The organism is Streptomyces sp. NBC_00876, from assembly GCF_045207435.1.
In the GTDB taxonomy this organism is placed as follows: domain Bacteria; phylum Actinomycetota; class Actinomycetes; order Streptomycetales; family Streptomycetaceae; genus Streptomyces.
Genome location: NZ_CP108800.1, coordinates 790,857 through 806,574, shown reverse-complemented (window position 1 = coordinate 806,574; position 15,718 = coordinate 790,857). Strand labels below are relative to the sequence as shown.

General features: G+C 70.6%; 18 protein-coding genes. 10 read left to right on the top strand and 8 right to left on the bottom strand.

The features are described from left to right. The 4 genes from OG782_RS03510 to OG782_RS03495 all read right to left on the bottom strand — a co-directional run bounded on the left by OG782_RS03510 (window position 1) and on the right by OG782_RS03495 (window position 3,167). Window positions 1-702 carry an HAD family hydrolase gene (locus tag OG782_RS03510; protein WP_406447913.1) on the bottom strand — a complete coding sequence of 234 codons (702 nt, stop codon included), beginning with the start codon at window positions 700-702 and terminating at the stop codon, window positions 1-3. A gap of 47 nt (window positions 703-749) precedes the next feature. After that, complete coding sequence (locus OG782_RS03505) at window positions 750-1,451, bottom strand: phosphatase PAP2 family protein (RefSeq protein WP_406447912.1); 702 nt, start codon at window positions 1,449-1,451, stop codon at window positions 750-752. Between the two features lie 70 nt (window positions 1,452-1,521). Beyond that, entirely contained in the window at window positions 1,522-2,457 is a 936-nt protein-coding gene (locus OG782_RS03500) for a M56 family metallopeptidase (RefSeq protein ID WP_406447911.1), read from the bottom strand. Window positions 2,458-2,576: 119 nt separating this feature from the next. Next, complete coding sequence (locus OG782_RS03495; protein WP_406447910.1) at window positions 2,577-3,167, bottom strand: DUF5134 domain-containing protein; 591 nt, start codon at window positions 3,165-3,167, stop codon at window positions 2,577-2,579. Window positions 3,168-3,378: 211 nt separating this feature from the next. On the opposite strand from OG782_RS03495, the gene OG782_RS03490 reads away from it, so the two are divergent. Next, window positions 3,379-3,936 (top strand): GNAT family N-acetyltransferase, encoded by a 558-nt coding sequence (locus OG782_RS03490; protein WP_406447909.1) that lies wholly within the window; start codon window positions 3,379-3,381, stop codon window positions 3,934-3,936. Between the two features lie 7 nt (window positions 3,937-3,943). Here the strand turns inward: OG782_RS03490 and OG782_RS03485 are convergent, their stop codons facing one another. Continuing rightward, window positions 3,944-4,627, bottom strand: a complete 684-nt coding sequence (locus tag OG782_RS03485; RefSeq protein ID WP_406447908.1) for a glycerophosphodiester phosphodiesterase — start codon at window positions 4,625-4,627, stop codon at window positions 3,944-3,946. A 96-nt stretch (window positions 4,628-4,723) separates the two neighbouring features. Beyond that, complete coding sequence (locus OG782_RS03480; protein ID WP_406447907.1) at window positions 4,724-4,849, bottom strand: hypothetical protein; 126 nt, start codon at window positions 4,847-4,849, stop codon at window positions 4,724-4,726. Window positions 4,850-5,176: 327 nt separating this feature from the next. Between OG782_RS03480 and OG782_RS03475 the strand changes: the two genes are divergently transcribed. The 4 genes from OG782_RS03475 to OG782_RS03460 all read left to right on the top strand — a co-directional run bounded on the left by OG782_RS03475 (window position 5,177) and on the right by OG782_RS03460 (window position 9,109). Next, the gene (locus OG782_RS03475) at window positions 5,177-6,574 is read left to right on the top strand and encodes a DUF6421 family protein (RefSeq protein ID WP_406447906.1); all 1,398 of its coding nucleotides are present in this window, start codon (window positions 5,177-5,179) and stop codon (window positions 6,572-6,574) included. 26 nt (window positions 6,575-6,600) lie between these two features. Next, the gene (locus OG782_RS03470) at window positions 6,601-7,368 is read left to right on the top strand and encodes an SDR family NAD(P)-dependent oxidoreductase (RefSeq protein WP_406458814.1); all 768 of its coding nucleotides are present in this window, start codon (window positions 6,601-6,603) and stop codon (window positions 7,366-7,368) included. Continuing rightward, a complete protein-coding gene (locus tag OG782_RS03465) occupies window positions 7,365-8,426 on the top strand; it encodes a threonine aldolase family protein (RefSeq protein ID WP_406458812.1) in 1,062 nt (353 codons plus the stop codon). The genes OG782_RS03470 and OG782_RS03465 overlap by 4 nt, the downstream gene beginning before the upstream one ends. An 83-nt stretch (window positions 8,427-8,509) precedes the next feature. Continuing rightward, on the top strand, window positions 8,510-9,109 hold the full coding sequence (locus tag OG782_RS03460) for a transglutaminase family protein (RefSeq protein WP_406447905.1): 600 nt from the start codon (window positions 8,510-8,512) through the stop codon (window positions 9,107-9,109). Between the two features lie 117 nt (window positions 9,110-9,226). On the opposite strand, the gene OG782_RS03455 is transcribed toward OG782_RS03460, so the two are convergent. Continuing rightward, window positions 9,227-9,949: a lysophospholipid acyltransferase family protein gene (locus OG782_RS03455; protein WP_406447904.1), complete on the bottom strand. Its 723-nt coding sequence runs from the start codon at window positions 9,947-9,949 to the stop codon at window positions 9,227-9,229. A gap of 218 nt (window positions 9,950-10,167) precedes the next feature. Here OG782_RS03455 and OG782_RS03450 point away from each other — a divergent pair, with 218 nt between their 5' ends. The 5 genes from OG782_RS03450 (at window position 10,168) to OG782_RS03430 (ending at window position 14,686) form a co-directional block, all read left to right on the top strand. Continuing rightward, window positions 10,168-10,494 carry a TlpA family protein disulfide reductase gene (locus tag OG782_RS03450; protein WP_406447903.1) on the top strand — a complete coding sequence of 109 codons (327 nt, stop codon included), beginning with the start codon at window positions 10,168-10,170 and terminating at the stop codon, window positions 10,492-10,494. 196 nt (window positions 10,495-10,690) lie between these two features. Next, window positions 10,691-11,197, top strand: a complete 507-nt coding sequence (locus OG782_RS03445; protein WP_406447902.1) for a flavin reductase family protein — start codon at window positions 10,691-10,693, stop codon at window positions 11,195-11,197. A gap of 201 nt (window positions 11,198-11,398) precedes the next feature. Further along, window positions 11,399-12,184, top strand: a complete 786-nt coding sequence (locus OG782_RS03440) for an electron transfer flavoprotein subunit beta/FixA family protein (RefSeq protein WP_406447901.1) — start codon at window positions 11,399-11,401, stop codon at window positions 12,182-12,184. A 59-nt stretch (window positions 12,185-12,243) separates the two neighbouring features. Continuing rightward, window positions 12,244-13,206, top strand: a complete 963-nt coding sequence (locus tag OG782_RS03435; RefSeq protein ID WP_406447900.1) for an electron transfer flavoprotein subunit alpha/FixB family protein — start codon at window positions 12,244-12,246, stop codon at window positions 13,204-13,206. A gap of 181 nt (window positions 13,207-13,387) precedes the next feature. Next, the gene (locus OG782_RS03430; RefSeq protein WP_406447899.1) at window positions 13,388-14,686 is read left to right on the top strand and encodes a DUF6986 family protein; all 1,299 of its coding nucleotides are present in this window, start codon (window positions 13,388-13,390) and stop codon (window positions 14,684-14,686) included. Window positions 14,687-14,736: 50 nt separating this feature from the next. Here the strand turns inward: OG782_RS03430 and OG782_RS03425 are convergent, their stop codons facing one another. Beyond that, on the bottom strand, window positions 14,737-15,609 hold the full coding sequence (locus OG782_RS03425) for a hypothetical protein (protein ID WP_406447898.1): 873 nt from the start codon (window positions 15,607-15,609) through the stop codon (window positions 14,737-14,739). Between the last annotated feature and the right edge of the window lie 109 nt (window positions 15,610-15,718).

Here is a 15,718-nt window from a genome sequence, read left to right as displayed (position 1 = left end):
TCAGGCAACCTCGGGGACCAGTCCGAGCTCCCGTAGCGCGTCCGGCCGTTCGTGCACAGGGGCATGCTCCACGTAGCGCACCTCACAGCCCAGAGCGGCCGCCCCGGCATCCGCGTGCCGGTCGTCGCCGACCATCACCACATCGGTCGGATGCTGTCCCAGAAGTGTGCAGGCGGTGTGGAAGAGGCGTGCGTCCGGTTTCTGGATGCCGTGCTCGAAGGAGAGCACGTACGCGTCGACGAAGGCGTCCAGACCGTGCGCCCGGAAGACGGGACGAAGGTCCCACCCGATGTTGCTGACCACGCCGACGCGCACCCCGTGCTCGCGCAGCGCACCCAGCACCTCTGCCGCGTCCGGATAGGGGCACCAGGCGGGAGGAGTCCGGTGCCGGTCGTACAGGGCGTCGTACAGCCCCGGATCCGGCAGCGCGACCTGGCGGGCCAGGCCGGTGTACGCGGCGCGGTGACGGTGCGCGCTCTCGTCGCGGGAGGCCCAGGCCTCCGCCAGCCCCCCGGGTACCCGCTGCGGAGGGAGGCCGCCAGGCAGTGCGCCGGCGGCCTCAAGCTCCCGTACGTACCGCTCGAAGTCGGCCTCGTCCACGCTCACCCCCCGCTCGGCGAGGGCCGCCCCGAGCCAGGAACGGACGGATTCGATCCGGAACAGCGTCCCGGAGAAGTCGAAGAGCACACCCTTGATCGGCATGGCTCCGATCCTCGCCGAGACGATGAAGGCGGGGCAAGGGCGCCTGTTCAGACGCCTGTCTCTGACCGCCCCGCACGGCAGCGCGCGGTGTACCGGTCGAATCCGGCCGCTGCGAAGGCGACCAGGGCAGCCCCCAGCAGCCATCCGCCGAGCACGTCGGACGGCCAGTGCACCCCCAGGTAGAGCCGGGTGAGACCGACACCGAGCACCGATACCGTCGCCGCGGCCAGTGCCGTCCACCACATCCACGGGCGGGCACCGGACCGGTGCAGCAGCCACAGCAGCAGGCCGCAGCTCACCATGGCCGTCATCGCGTGTCCGGAGGGGAACGACGCGTAGTGGGCGGAGTCCACCGGGTCGGGCCACTGGGGGCGCTCCCGGCCGACGGCGGCCTTGACGCCCTGCTGAAGAGCGGCGGAGAGCAGACTCGTCGCGGCCACCCAGACCGCGAGCAGCCGGGCGCCGCGCCACCACAGGGCCACCACCGCGACGGCGATCAGCGCGCGCATGGTCCAGGGGTCCCACAGCCAGTCCGTCAGCACCCGGTTCACATGGACGAGGCCGGGCTCCGTCACCGCCCGGCGGTGCAGGGCTTCGGCGATCCGGCGGTCCAGGTTCATCAGCGGGGACCACCGTGCGGCGACCAGGGCCAGCAGCGCCAGGCCGAGGACCGCGCAGACGGCCCCCGTCCACAGGGCCGGCGAAGGGGTGCGGGTGCGGTCCGTGGGGGAGCGGGGCGGGGAGTACATGGGTGGATCCTCGCCGAAGAGGGCTGTTTCGGGCCATTCCCGCACCAGGCAATCCGTGCGGGGCCCGCGGCTAACCCAGTGCGCTGAGCCCCGGAACGAACGCCACCAGCAGCGGAATCACGGGTACGAGGGTGGCCGCCGCGGTCAGCCGCAGCCGCCGGCCCGCCGTGAGCCGCCCCGCCGGCGCCAGCAGCCGGTTGACCCGCAGCGGCATCTGCGCGCCGGGGGTCGGGCAGGGGCCGAACACGCCCCGGTCCTCGTTGAGTTCGACCAGCGCGAGGGCGGTCGTCAGCCGGCCGAAGCGCCGTGAGGCCATGTCGTCGGCGGCCAGTTCGACGAGCCGGTGCATCTCCTCGCGGAACGCCGCGAACACGGGCACCTGCGGGAAGCCGGAAGCCAGTGCGGCCGAGCAGTTGAGCAGCCAGTCGTGGCGAGCCTTCGCGTGGCCCTGTTCATGGGCGAGCACCGCATCGAGCTGACGGCCTTTCAGGCGCCCCAGTGCGGCAGTGGTGATCACGAGCTGGGGCGCCGCACCGGGCAGCCACCAGGCGTCCGGGCGCTCGCCCTCCAGGACCACCAGACGTCCGCTGCCCGGCTCCTCGCCGGGCAGCAGGGGGGAACGCACCAGGAGTTCGGCCCGCCGCCGGCTGCGGCGCAGGTGTGCCCGGTGGATCTCCCGGGTCAGCATCGCGGCCGTCCACACACCGCCGAGCGCCAGCAGTACGGCCATCACGGCCGACCACGGTCCGTAGGCGGCGAGCGCGTACGCGTCGACGACGGCGTGCGGCGCGGGGGCGAACACATGGCCGCGCACCGCCTGCCAGGCCGCGGCCGCACTGAACGTCATGGACAGTCCGAAGGAGAGCAGTACACCGGCCACCACGCACTGCCAGACCCACAGCGCCACCACGGGCTCGCGCTCCGGCCACTCGGCCCGCGCCATCAGCCGCGGGGTCACGACGGCGGCCAGTGCACCGAGCAGCAGCAGCGCGAGGGAGACCAACATGGCGCCAGCCTATGAGGGGTGCGGCACGCACGGGTATGGCTGCGCTCGGCAAGTGACGCACGCCACGGTGTGCGCCGCGTCTCACCGGGCGGGCAGCATCGCGAACATCGCTGCGCGCCTCACAGGGCAAGCAGCATCGCGAACATCGCTATCCCCATCGTCAGACGGCAGGCCAGGGCCAGCTCCGGCCGAGCGCCCCAGCCGGTGGCCAGGGGCCCGGCTGCCGGGCCCCCTGCGGCATCGGCCGTCACGGCCACGGGTATCAGCCGCGCGCCCGAGCGCAGCACATACGCGGCGTAGTAGGCGAGGAGCAGTCCGGTCAGCAGCGGGACGCCTCCGGCCACGGCCATGGTGTGGGAGGCGTGGCCGCCGTGCGCCGCTCCGCCGGACCGCGCCATCACGACGGCCATGTAGACCATCGCCGACGAGCCGACCAGATGGTGCAGATGGTGACCGCTGTGACGGGCGAACCACAGTGCGCGCAGCGCGGCGGCGCCGAACAGCACGGCGTACCCCGCCCACCCCCACGCGGGCGGGGCGACGACGGCGGCCGGCACCGCCATCGCGGCCATCCCGAAGCCCATCAACGCCTCCGCACGCGCCGTCCTGCGTTCCTCCCCGGTCCCCGTGCGGGACCGCGACAGGCAGTACGCGCCCGTCACCGCGCACAGGGCCATCAGCAGCCAGCCCGACACCGCCGGTCCGTGCACGGCAAGCCTCCCCCCCCGGCGAATCGACATCGCCGTCGCCTAGTCGATGCCCGGGGCCGGCCGCTCGTACGCGGCGCACTGGGGTACTGGGGAGCGCGCGGTGGGGGTGCAGTGGTCCGCAGCCCGGCGGACGAGGTCCGCAGCCCCGATCCGGTCCCGGGAGTTAGGCTGCTGCGGCACGGCGACTGCAGAGAAGACGGAGAGCCTCACCATGGACACCGCCCCGCCCCGGGACTCGGGACAGCTGACCTTCCGCGATGCGACCGACGCGGATGTACCCGCCCTCGTGGAGCTCATCCAGTCCGCGTACCGCGGCGACACCAGTCGCGCAGGATGGACCACCGAGGCGGACATCCTCCAGGGACAGCGCACCGACCCGCAGGGGGTGCGCGCGGTGGTGGAGAGCCCCGGCAGCCGGCTGCTCGTGGTGGAGCGCGACGGCGAGCCGGTCGCCTGCTGCCAGCTCGAACACCGGGGGGAGGCGGCCTACTTCGGAATGTTCGCGGTCCGGCCCACGCTCCAGGGCGAGGGCCTCGGCAAGGTGATCATCGCCGAGGCCGAACGCACCGTCCGGGAGAGCTGGGGGGTGCGGGAGATGCACATGACCGTGATCTCGGTACGCGACGAGCTGATCGCCTGGTACGAGCGCCGCGGCTACCGCCGTACGGGACAGCTGAGCCCGTTCCCGTACGGCGATGAGCGCTTCGGCATCCCGCAGCGCGACGACCTCGCCTTCGAACTGCTGGTCAAGGACCTCGCGCAGGACTGAGGGAGCGCTACGCGGTGAAACGGCCCGCGCGGCGGATCTCGGGGAAATCGGTGGTCGCGCCGTCGAGGCCGAGCCCGCGGGCCAGCCGCAGGTGGTCCTGGGTGTTGACGACCCAGCCGACCACCGTCAGCCCCTCGGCATGGGCCCGCTCGACCAGTTCCAGGGTGATGCGCCGGACGTTCAGCACCAGCCGGGTGGCGCCCACCGCCTTCGCGCGGTCCACCAGGTCCTCGCCCCAGCGGCTGGCCACGAGCGCCGTCCGCACCCCCGGCACCAGCTGTGCGATCTCGGCGATCGCCTCGTCGTGGAACGAGATCACCTCGACCCGGTCGACGAGATCGCGCTCCCGCATCACCCCGGCCAGGGTGCGGGCGGCGGCCACGTCCTTGATCTCCGCCTGCAGGGGGGACCGCACGGCGTCGAGGACCTCCTCGAAGACCGGCACCCGCTCCCCCTGCCCGGCGTCGAGTTCGCGCAGTTCGGCCAGGGTCTTCTCGGAGATCGGGCCCTTTCCGTCGGTCGTGCGGTCCACCTCGGCGTCGTGCATGACGGCGAGGGCGCCGTCCTTGCTCAGATGAAGGTCAAGTTCGATGAGGTCCATCCCGGCCTGCTCGGCGTGGACGAACGAGCGCAGGGTGTTCTCCGGCTCGACACCCATCACCCCGCGATGACCGATGGTGAGAAAAGACAAGACAATCTCGCTTCCGTCGACGGTGTCTCCCCGCGTGGTCTCCCCGCGTGCTGCTCCTACCCACGCGGCACTACGGCATGACCGCAATCCGGCAGCCTAGTGTTCCGGCGCCGAGTGCGGGGCGGCCGGGCGCGGGGGAGCGGCGCCGTGTCCCCGGACACCGGCGGTGCCGAGCAGGAATCCGGTGATGACGGCGGCGACCAGGACGGCACGGATACTCACGCGGCGGTTCTCCAGGGGCTGCACGAACGGCTGACACCGTCCGTCCTACCGGCAGCGGCCCGCGCCCCGCGAGCCGCGTCACTCATGCGTGGGCGCGTCCTGCCAGGCCTTGCCGTGCAGGTGTGCGAGGGGTGGCGGGACTCGTTCTTCCCGAGCGGCGCTCGGCCGTCATCCATCCACGGAACAGGCCGCTCCACCGCCGTACGACGGGAAAATTCGCGGTGACCATGGGGGTGCGGCAGGATAATTTTCAGATCCCCACTTGTCTCGAAGAACCGTACACAGATACGGTTGCTTAACGCGAGGTTCTCCCGTGGAGGAAGTGTTATGACGGAAATTCTTGTGCACGAGGTCGCCACCGGCGGCATAGCTTCAGCACGGCGGGTGATCGATCACCCGTCCTGGCCGGTGCTCAAGAATGCCGTGGAGGAGATCCGGCCCTGGCAGTCGAAGGACGGTTCCATCGACTTCGACGCCGAGGGGGCACCCGCCCCGGCGGTCGCCGAGTCGGTACTGGAGCGGGTGGCCGCCGCGGTCGAGCAGCTCTCCCCGCTGCTCCCGCACGACGCCGCCTACCACCGCGCCCTGGTCAAGGACCTGCGTCGCTGGGCCGCGGACGGCTTCGGCGTCCCCGACTTCCTGGACTCGCTGCTGGCCTTCCAGCCGGCGAAGGACCGTGCCGACGGACTCCAGCACCTGGTCGTCTTCGCGATGTACACGCAGAACGGCAACCCCGACCGCAACCTCGAAGCGGTCGTGCTGCGGATGGTCTGGCCCGAGTGGCTCGCCGACCTGGAGGCGACCCGCTACGACAACCCGCTCTTCTGCGGCATCACCTTCGAGGACTTCACCTCCGGGTACGACACCAACTCCGCGGTGCTCTTCCCGGAGACCATCGCCGTGCGCGAGGCCCCCGAGCGCTTCAGCTGGGGCGGCATCTTCTGCGACCGCGAGGCCGCACGCTTCCGCCGCGTCACCGAGGCCTCCGTCGAACTCCTCGGCGTCGAGCTGCCCGACGACATCCGCGAGATGGTCGCCGACCAGCGGCGCTGCGAGCAGGCCTTCGTGCTCTGGGACATGGTCCACGACCGTACCCACAGCCACGGTGACCTGCCGTTCGACCCGTTCATGATCAAGCAGCGCCAGCCGTTCTGGATGTACGGGCTCGAGGAGCTGCGCTGCGATCTCACCGCCTTCAAGGAGGCCGTGAAGCTGGAGGCCGACGGCTTCGGCCAGGGCCGCGACGTGCAGTACGCCGTGCTGTTCGACCGGATGTTCCGCTTCCCGGTCACCGGCGAGCGCGTCCGCAACTACGACGGTCTCGGCGGCCAGCTGCTCTTCGCGTACCTCCACAAGCACGACGTCGTGCGCTGGACCGACAACACCCTGAAGATCGACTGGGAGCGGGCCCCGCAGGTCACCAACCAGCTCTGCGGTGAGATCGAGAAGCTGTACCGGGACGGCATCGACCGTCCCAAGCTGGTCCACTGGTTCGCGGCGTACGACCTGGTCGCCACCTACCTCGCGCCGCACCCCGGCTCCCGCTGGGCCAAGGGCCCGGACGCACTGGACCTCTCTTTGCCGCCCCGCAAGCTCGTCGACGACGTGCTTCCGGACGAGTTTCCCCTGAGCATGTTCTATGAGGCGCTCTCCAAGAAACTGAAGAACGTGATCGCCTCCACCAAGGGGATCACCGCCGCGGACGCCGGGCAGGCGGCCGCGTGAGCGCACGTCGTCAGGAGGCGGTGGCCATGAACGGAAACGGCAAGGGCAACGGGAACGGTGCGCTCGAAGGCGCCGTGATCGCCGTCGCGGGTGCCGCCGGCCCGGCCGGCCGGGCGGCGCTGCTCCGCCTCGCCGAGGCGGGCGCGGTCGTCGTCGCCTCCGATGCGAACGCCACCCGGCTCGCCGAGGCCGTGGACGCCGCCCGCTACGCCCATGGCGGAGCCACCGTCACCGGGGACACCGTGGATCTGCTCGATCTCGATGCCGCCCGTGACTGGGCCGCCAGGACGGAGAAGGAGTTCGGCCGGATCGACGGCCTGGTCCACCTCGTGGGCGGCTGGCGCGGCAGCGCGAGTTTCGGCGAGACCGACCTCGCCGACTGGACGCTGCTGGAGAAGCTGCTGATCCGCACCGTCCAGCACACCTCGATGGCCTTCCAGGACGGCCTGCAGCGCAGTGACCGCGGCCGCTACCTGCTGATCAGTGCGGCCGGGGCGAGCCGCCCCACCGCGGGCAACGCCGCGTACGCCGCGTCGAAGGCGGCAGCCGAGGCCTGGACGCTCGCTCTCGCGGACGAGTTCCGCAAGGCGGGGGGCGAGGAGGGGCCGCGGACCGCGGCTGCGATCCTGGTCGTGAAGGCATTGGTGCACGACGCGATGCGCGCCGAGCGCCCGAATGCGAAGTTCGCGGGCTTCACCGACGTCAAGGAGCTGGCCGACGCCATCGCCGGCGTCTGGGACCGGCCCGCCCCGGAAGTGAACGGAAAGCGCCTGTGGCTGACCCCGCAACCATAAGGACCGACGCGCGTCGTCACCACGACCCGCAGGTACGCGGATTCGCCAGTGACAACTACGCGGGGACCCACCCGGAGATCCTCCAGGCCCTCGCGCTCGCCAACGGCGGCCATCAGGTCGCCTACGGCGAGGACGACTACACCGGTCATCTTCAGCGCGTCATGCACAGCCACTTCGGCCCCACTGCCGAGGCCTTTCCGGTCTTCAACGGCACCGGCGCCAACGTGGTCGCGCTCCAGGCGATGACCGACCGCTGGGGCGCGGTCATCTGCGCCGAGACCGCCCACATCAATGTCGACGAGGGCGGCGCCCCCGAGCGGGTCGGCGGCCTCAAGCTGCTCACGGTGCCCACCGAGGACGGCAAGCTCACGCCGGAGCTCATCGACCGGCAGGCGTACGGCTGGGACGACGAGCACCGCGCCATGCCGCAGGTCGTCTCGATCACCCAGAACACCGAGCTCGGCACGGTCTACACGCCCGACGAGATCCGCGCCATCTGCGAGCACGCCCACGGGCACGGCATGAAGGTCCACCTCGACGGTGCCCGGATAGCCAACGCGGCGGCCTCCCTGGACGTGCCGATGCGCACGTTCACCAACACCGTCGGCGTGGACGTGCTCTCCTTCGGCGGGACGAAGAACGGGGCCATTTTCGGCGAGGCCGTCGTGGTCCTGAACCCGGACGCGGTCCGTGCCATGAAGCATCTGCGCAAACTGTCGATGCAGCTGGCCTCCAAGATGCGCTTCGTCTCGGTCCAGCTCGAGGCCCTGCTCGCGGGCGATCTCTGGCTGCGCAACGCCCGGCACGCCAACACCATGGCCCTTCGGCTCGCCGAGGGAGTCCGTGGGGTGGACGGCGTGGAGATCCTCTATCCCGTCCAGGCGAACGCCGTCTTCGCGCGTCTGCCGCATGCGGTGAGCGAGCGGCTGCAGAAGCGTTTCCGTTTCTACTTCTGGGACGAGAAGGCCGGCGACGTGCGCTGGATGTGCTCCTTCGACACCACGGAGGAAGATGTCGACGCCTTCCTCCTCGCGCTGAAGGAGGAGATGGCCGCCTAGGGCCTCTGGCCCTTCGTGCATAAATATGCGGCCGATCGGAAAAAGATTGACTCCGGTCGGCCGCTTGCCTATGCTCGGCGGTCATGGAGCTGATTCAGCAGGTCCCCGAAATCTCCGCGTATCTGGTCGCCGATGAGGCCATTGACCATGAGCACCCCTTGGTTCGCGAGACGGCTGCGCGCCTGCGCGCCGACTCGGAGGGTGCATACGCATACGCGGTAGCCGCCTACGGCTTCGTGCGCGACACCATCGCGCACTCCGCCGACTCGGGCGATATGCGAGTCACCTGGCGCGCCTCGGACGTCCTCGCCACCCGCAACGGCATCTGCCATGCCAAGTCCCATGCCCTGGCCGCGCTGCTCCGGGCGGAGGGCATCCCCGCAGCCCTCTGTTATCAGCGGCTCGCCGAGGAGAACGGGGATCCGGGCCCGGTGCACGGACTGATCGCGCTCAGGCTTCCGGGCCGGGAGCGCTGGGCCCGGCAGGACGCGCGCGGCAATCGGCCGGGCGTCGATGCGCAGTTCTCGCTGGACGGGGAGCGGCTGGCGTGGCCGATCCGCCCGCAGTTCAATGAAGTGGACTATCCGGTGCTCTATGCGGCGCCACACCCGGAGGTCCTGCGCGGCATGAAGGCGGCCGCCGACCGGGCCGAGCTCTGGCGCACGCTCCCCGCTGCGCTCTGAGCCTCGCGCCGCTGACCGCCGGTGCGCTCCCGACGGGGTTGAGCAGCTGAGCGCCGGGGTACGGACTGTGGTCCGTACCCCGGAGTGACGTTTCAGCGGCGGCCCGGACCCCGCCTGTCAGCCGCGCTCGCGTACCTCGGCGGGCGTCGGGGCCGTACCGCCGAGATGCGAAGGCACCCACCAGGTGTCGCTCGCGTCCTTCGGGCGCACCGGATAGGCGCGCTGGGCCGCTTCCAGCAGCTCCTGCACCCGCTCGCGCAGCCGCCGCGTGATCGCACCCGCGTACTGGTCGGTGGGAGCCTCCACCGGCTCACCGACACGGATCGTCACCGGGATGTGGCTGCGCTTGAAGTTGCGTGGGCGGCCCTTCGTCCACACCCGCTGTGTGCCCCACAGCGCCATCGGGATCAACGGCACACCGGCCTCCTGGGCGAGGCGCGCCGCGCCCGACTTGAAGCTCTTCAGCGTGAAGGACTCCGAGATCGTCGCCTCGGGGAACACCCCGACGATCTCACCGGACCGCAGCGAGGCGAGGGCGTGCGCATACGCGTCCTCGCCCTGCTTGCGGTCGACGGGGATGTGCTTCATGCCGCGCATCAGCGGTCCGGAGATCTTGTGCCGGAACACCGATTCCTTCGCCATGAAGCGGACCAGCCGCTTCTGCGGCAGCGCCGCGAGTCCGGTGAAGATGAAGTCCAGATAGCTGATGTGGTTGCTGACCAGAACGGCGCCACCGGTCTTCGGGATGTGCTCCGAACCCTGAGTGTCGATCTTCAGGTCGAGCGCCTTGAAAAGCGTACGAGCGGCGCCGACGACCGGTCGATAGACGAGTTCTGCCATCTGGAGAAGACCCTTCTTCAGCGCCTGGGGAGGGTTCTCCCGGCGGAAGTTACGCAGCCGTAGGTTTTCGGCATTGGGCCGATCGTGCCCCATGCGCGACGTGGTGGCCAGTCTCGGCGGGCGCGGGGCGCGAGATTCTCGTCACGTGGAAGGGGCGGGAATGTCCCGGCGCCCGCAGGTGCTGACCCTTTGCGTAGAGCTCTGACAGGAGGCCGAAGGTGGACCGGCAGACGTATGTGGACAGGCTGGACGCGGCCCAACTCGGCGTGGAATTGGGGGAGCGGGCCACGCTGCTCCAGTTCTCGAGCGCCTTCTGCCAGCCGTGCCGGGCCACCCGTCGCACCCTCGCCGAGGTCGCGGGAATGGTCGAGGGGGTCGCTCATGTGGAGATCGACGCAGAGGCACATCTCACTCTTGTGCGCGCGCTGGGCATCGTCCGGACCCCGACGGTGCTGGTCCTCGACGCCTGCGGCCGGATCGTCCGGCGGGCTGTCGGGCAGCCGCGCACCGTCGACGTCGTCGCCGCTCTGGGGCAGGCGATGTGACGGGCCGTGATGCTTCTCCCACCTGGTGGGACGGTCTTGACTGCACCGGCCACGCATCGTCAGTCTGACGCTATGCCGCCAGAACTCCTTCTCTACGGCCGGGTGCACGTCGACCTGGCACGCAACGCGAGTGCGCGCTGTCCGGATGCCTGAGCATCCACGGCCCCGAACACCCGACGCGCAGAAGGACAGCTCCATGACGGCATCACCCGAGCTCGGCAACGCCCGGACGGCATCCCCGGATCTTCTCCGCTCCGTATTCCGGCAGCACGCCGCAGGAGTCGCCGTGATCACGGCCGCCGGTGACCGGCCGGTCGGCTTCACGGCCACCTCGCTCAACTCCGTGGCCGCCGAGCCGCCCCTCATCTCCTTCGGTGTGGGCACCTCGTCCTCCAGCTGGCCGGTGCTCGCGGAGGCCGAGCACGTCGGCGTCCACATACTCGGCGAGCACCAGCAGGAGCTGGCCGCCACCTTCGCGCGCAGCGGCGCCGACCGGTTCGGGCCGTCCACCGATTGGCGCAGTGGGCCCGAAGGCGTCCCTTTGCTGGACGGCGTGCTGGCGTGGCTGGTCTGCCGGGTGGTGGCGCGGATCCCGGCGGGGGACCACCGGATCGTGATCGCCCAGGCCGTGGTCGGTGACCCGGCCGGGTCAGGCCGGCCGCTGGTCTATCACCAGGGCCGGTTCACGGCTCTGCGAGACTGAGAACTCCTTGGTGGCACTCGGGCGCCGAGCGTTGGGCAGATCACAGCGCAAAGCGCTTGCTTATGGGGCACGCACTGGGTGTACTGGCGAGTAATATTACGGTCGGAGCGTCGGTCGCCCCGACCGGAAATCGCCCCATCAGGCGCCTATGCTGCGTGCAACAAGGCAGCCCGGAAATGACGATGCAGTAGGAGAGCCGGCGTGAGCTTGAGGATCGTTGTCTGTGTGAAGTACGTGCCCGACGCGACCGGTGACCGGCATTTCGCCGATGACCTGACGTTGGATCGTGAGGATGTCGACGGTCTGCTGTCGGAGCTGGATGAGTACGCGGTCGAGCAGGCGTTGCAGATCGCGGACGGGGCGGACGATGCGGAGGTCACCGTGTTGACGGTGGGTCCGGAGGATGCCAAGGACGCGTTGCGCAAGGCGTTGTCGATGGGTGCGGACAAGGCTGTTCACGTCGAGGACGACGATCTGCACGGTACGGACGCGATCGGTACGTCGTTGGTGCTGGCGAAGGCCATCGAGAAGACGGGTTACGACCTGGTGATCTCGGGGATGGCGTCGACGGACGGCACGATGGGTGTGGTTCCGGCGCTGCTGGCCGAGCGGCTGGGTGTGCCGCAGGTGACGCTGCTGTCCGAGGTTTCGGTCGACGGTGGTGTCGTGCGGGGCCGCCGGGACGGTGACACGGCGTCGGAGCGGCTGGAGGCGTCGTTGCCTGCGGTGGTGTCGGTGACCGACCAGTCGGGCGAGGCCCGTTACCCGTCGTTCAAGGGGATCATGGCGGCGAAGAAGAAGCCGGTCGAGTCGCTGGATCTGGATGATCTGGGGATCGACGCGGACGAGGTGGGCCTGGGCGGTTCGTGGACCGCGGTCGACTCCGCGGCCGCACGTCCGGCCCGCACCGCGGGCACGATCGTCAAGGACGAGGGTGAGGGCGGCAAGGCGCTGGCCGAGTTCCTCGCGGGCCAGAAGTTCATCTGAGCCCCGGCTGTTCCCTCACCGCCCCCGCCTACCTCGCACACGCAGGAGATTGAAGTCCCATGGCTGAAGTTCTCGTCTATGTCGACCACGTGGACGGTGCCGTCCGCAAGCCCACCCTGGAGCTGCTGACGCTCGCCCGCCGCATCGGCGAGCCCGTTGCCGTCGCCCTGGGCAACGGCGCCGCGGACACCGCCGCCACGCTCGCCGAGCACGGTGCGGTCAGGGTCCTGACCGCCGAGGCCTCCGAGTTCGCCGACTACCTCGTCGTTCCGAAGGTGGACGCGCTGCAGGCCGCCTGCGACGCGGTGTCGCCGGTCGCCGTGCTGCTGCCCTCCTCCGCGGAGGCCAAGGAGATCGCGGCCCGTCTCGCGGTGCGGATCGGGTCCGGCATCATCACTGACGCCGTCGACCTGGAGGCCGGCGACCAGGGCCCGGTTGCCACGCAGTCCGCGTTCGCCGCCTCGTACACCACCAAGTCCCGTGTCTCCAAGGGCATCCCGGTCGTCACGGTCAAGCCGAACTCGGCCCCGGTGGAGCCGGTTGCGGCCGCGGGTGCGGTCGAGGAGCTGGCGGTCTCCTTCTCGAAGCTGGCCACCGGCACCAAGGTCGTCTCCCGTACCCCGCGCGAGTCGACGGGCCGTCCGGAGCTGACGGAGGCCGCGATCGTGGTCTCGGGCGGCCGCGGGGTCAACGGTGCGGAGAACTTCCACATCATCGAGGCGCTCGCGGACTCGCTGGGTGCGGCGGTCGGTGCCTCGCGCGCCGCGGTCGACGCGGGCTGGTACCCGCACACCAACCAGGTCGGCCAGACGGGCAAGTCCGTCTCGCCGCAGCTGTACATCGCCTCGGGCATCTCCGGCGCGATCCAGCACCGGGCCGGCATGCAGACCTCCAAGACGATCGTCGCGATCAACAAGGACGCCGAGGCCCCGATCTTCGACCTCGTCGACTACGGCGTCGTCGGCGACCTCTTCAACGTCGTCCCGCAGCTCACCGACGAGATCACCGCCCGCAAGGGCTGACCCGGCCGGCACGGCTGCACCACACGCACGATTCAACGGCCCGGGGCCGCGCGGTGAACCCACCGCGCGGCCCCGCACCGTTTCCGATCACCATTGACGCAGGTACAGCAGCCTTATAACTTCACTATACGGATTGTTGATTCCGGGAAGCGGAAATGACGAGAGCGTGGAGGGTGCGGAAATGGGTCAGCAGGAGAAGGCGGCGACGAGCCTCGCCGGTGCGGTCAGCGACGGGATCAGCGCCTCGCTCACGGCGGTGGACGCCGAACTCGCCCGCCGGTACCCGGGCGACCCCGGCACCCGTCAGCCCGTTCACACGGTCTACGTACCCGGCGACACCTTCACGGCAGGCACCATCCGCGCATGGGGCGACCAGGCGTTGAAGGCGCTCGACGAGCACGCTCCCGACGCGGCCTCCCTCGCCTCGGTGCTCGGCATCCCGGACGAACTCGCCGGGCCCGTCCACGACCGCGTACGCGCCAAGCTGGAGCGCGAGCCCGTCGAGGACCTGCGGATCGACTTCGAGGACGGCTACGGCCCCCGCTCCGACGCGGAGGAGGACGAGGCCGCGGCCCGCGCCGCCCGGCTGATCTCCGAGGCGTACGCGAACGGCACGGCGGCGCCGTACATGGGCATCCGGATGAAGTGCATGGAAGCCGCCGTACGGGACCGGGGCATCCGCACCACGGACGTCTTCCTCACTGGGCTGATGCGGGCGGGCGGCCTTCCCGACGGGCTCGTCCTGACCCTGCCCAAGGTGACGTACCCCGAACAGGTCACCGCCTTCGTGCAGCTCCTCGAAGCCTTCGAGCAGACGCACGGACTGCCCGCCGGGCGGCTCGGCTTCGAGATCCAGATCGAGACCAGCCAGTCCATCCTCGCCGCCGACGGCACCGCCGCCGTCGCCCGGATGATCGACGCCGCGCAGGGCCGGGCCACGGGGCTGCACTACGGCACGTTCGACTACAGCGCCTGCGTCGGGGTCAGCGCCGCCTACCAGGCGAGCGACCACCCGGCCGCCGACCACGCCAAGGCCGTCATGCAGGTGGCCGCCGCCGGCACCGGCGTACGCGTCTGCGACGGCTCGACCAACGTGCTGCCCGTCGGCCCCACCACCCAGGTCCACGAAGCCTGGCGGCTCCACTACGGCCTCACGCGGCGCGCTCTGGCCCGCGCCTACTACCAGGGCTGGGACATGCACCCGGGTCACCTGCCGACCCGTTACGCGGCCGTCTACACGTTCTACCGCGAGGGCCTGGAGCAGGCCGCGGGCCGGCTCGCCGCGTACGTGGCGAAGGCGGGCGGCGATGTGATGGACGAACCCGCCACCGCCAAGGCGCTCAGCGGCTACCTCCTGCGAGGCATCGACTGCGGGGCCCTGGACACCGCGGAGGTGGCCCGGCTGACCGGACTGACCCGCGCGGACCTCGACGCCTTCGCCTCACCGCGACGCGGGGGACTGACCGTCACGACGCCGTAGCCCGTATCCGCGCCGCTCGGACGAGCGGCGCGGAGGGTGCCGGCCCGCGCTCAGGTGCCGAAGCCGTCGCCGGACGGGCTCCCCGGCACCCCGTCGACCAGGTCCTCGAGACCGGACGGCGTCACGCGCCCCTCGTCCCGGAACAGCTGGGTGCCCTTCTCGCAGAGCGGTCTGTTGCCGCGTGCCCGCGAGCTGAACTCCTCAGGGGTGCCGCCGAACCATTCGCGCAGTCTCGGTGACTCCGCGAGCAGCTGTGTGAGCAACTGCCGCTCGCCCGGGTGCACCCTGGCGACGCCGGTTCCGTCGTGGATCACGCCGCGGCGGTGCACGTACGCGTGGACACCGCCCAGCAGTTCACCCGAAGGCGTTTCCATGGGGAAGCGGCCGGCCGGCAGGAGCACCCGGTCGTACTCGCCGTCGGGCGTGAAGACGCCCTCGCTGTCGTCGACGATCTTCAGCTGAACCGCGTCCAGCCACGTGACGAACAGGTCGCGCGTTCTGCCCGGTGCGTGGAACGGGGACGCCGAGACGTAGCCGAGCGGACTCACGTTGGCGGACACCCCGGCCAGGATGCCGGTCGCGCGCACCTTGACCATGGGGATCGTCGAGGAGACGCCGAGGCCGCCCATCTTGTGCCGGAGCTGTCCCGGGCAGGCGTTCGAGCCGATCGAGAGTACGGGGATCCGGTCGCCGGTCAGCGGCTCACCGGCGTCCCTGAGCACCTGGTCCAGCGGCAGCGGCCCGCCCGCCTCCAGGCCTTCCACCAGCCACTGGGCCGGCCCCGCACCCGGCCCGGGCCGCAGTCGCAGGTACGTGTTCCGATGCAGCAGGCCCGATTCCGAGGGCCAGGCCCCCGGGTAGATGAGCGGCTGCTCGCGTGGTGCCGCGTCGAGGCCGAGGGCCTCAAGAGTGCGTTCGTTCACCCTGCTTCTGAACCTTTCCCCGGAAGGCGAGTGCGGTGAGCGCGCATCCGGAGCCCTGGCGGACCGTACGCCGGGTCTCCTGGAGGCCGCATGGCGGCACAGGATACCC

What these genes read in the sequence shown, in the direction of transcription:
- OG782_RS03475 (WP_406447906.1), top strand. Translation starts at nt 5,177, where the DNA reads ATGACGGAAATTCTTGTGCACGAGGTCGCCACCGGCGGCATAGCTTCA.
- OG782_RS03435 (WP_406447900.1), top strand. Translation starts at nt 12,244, where the DNA reads ATGGCTGAAGTTCTCGTCTATGTCGACCACGTGGACGGTGCCGTCCGC.
- OG782_RS03510 (WP_406447913.1), bottom strand. Translation starts at nt 702, where the DNA reads ATGCCGATCAAGGGTGTGCTCTTCGACTTCTCCGGGACGCTGTTCCGG.
- OG782_RS03445 (WP_406447902.1), top strand. Translation starts at nt 10,691, where the DNA reads ATGACGGCATCACCCGAGCTCGGCAACGCCCGGACGGCATCCCCGGAT.
- OG782_RS03470 (WP_406458814.1), top strand. Translation starts at nt 6,601, where the DNA reads ATGAACGGAAACGGCAAGGGCAACGGGAACGGTGCGCTCGAAGGCGCC.
- OG782_RS03430 (WP_406447899.1), top strand. Translation starts at nt 13,388, where the DNA reads ATGGGTCAGCAGGAGAAGGCGGCGACGAGCCTCGCCGGTGCGGTCAGC.
- OG782_RS03490 (WP_406447909.1), top strand. Translation starts at nt 3,379, where the DNA reads ATGGACACCGCCCCGCCCCGGGACTCGGGACAGCTGACCTTCCGCGAT.
- OG782_RS03455 (WP_406447904.1), bottom strand. Translation starts at nt 9,949, where the DNA reads ATGGCAGAACTCGTCTATCGACCGGTCGTCGGCGCCGCTCGTACGCTT.
- OG782_RS03500 (WP_406447911.1), bottom strand. Translation starts at nt 2,457, where the DNA reads ATGTTGGTCTCCCTCGCGCTGCTGCTGCTCGGTGCACTGGCCGCCGTC.
- OG782_RS03460 (WP_406447905.1), top strand. Translation starts at nt 8,510, where the DNA reads ATGGAGCTGATTCAGCAGGTCCCCGAAATCTCCGCGTATCTGGTCGCC.
- OG782_RS03505 (WP_406447912.1), bottom strand. Translation starts at nt 1,451, where the DNA reads ATGTACTCCCCGCCCCGCTCCCCCACGGACCGCACCCGCACCCCTTCG.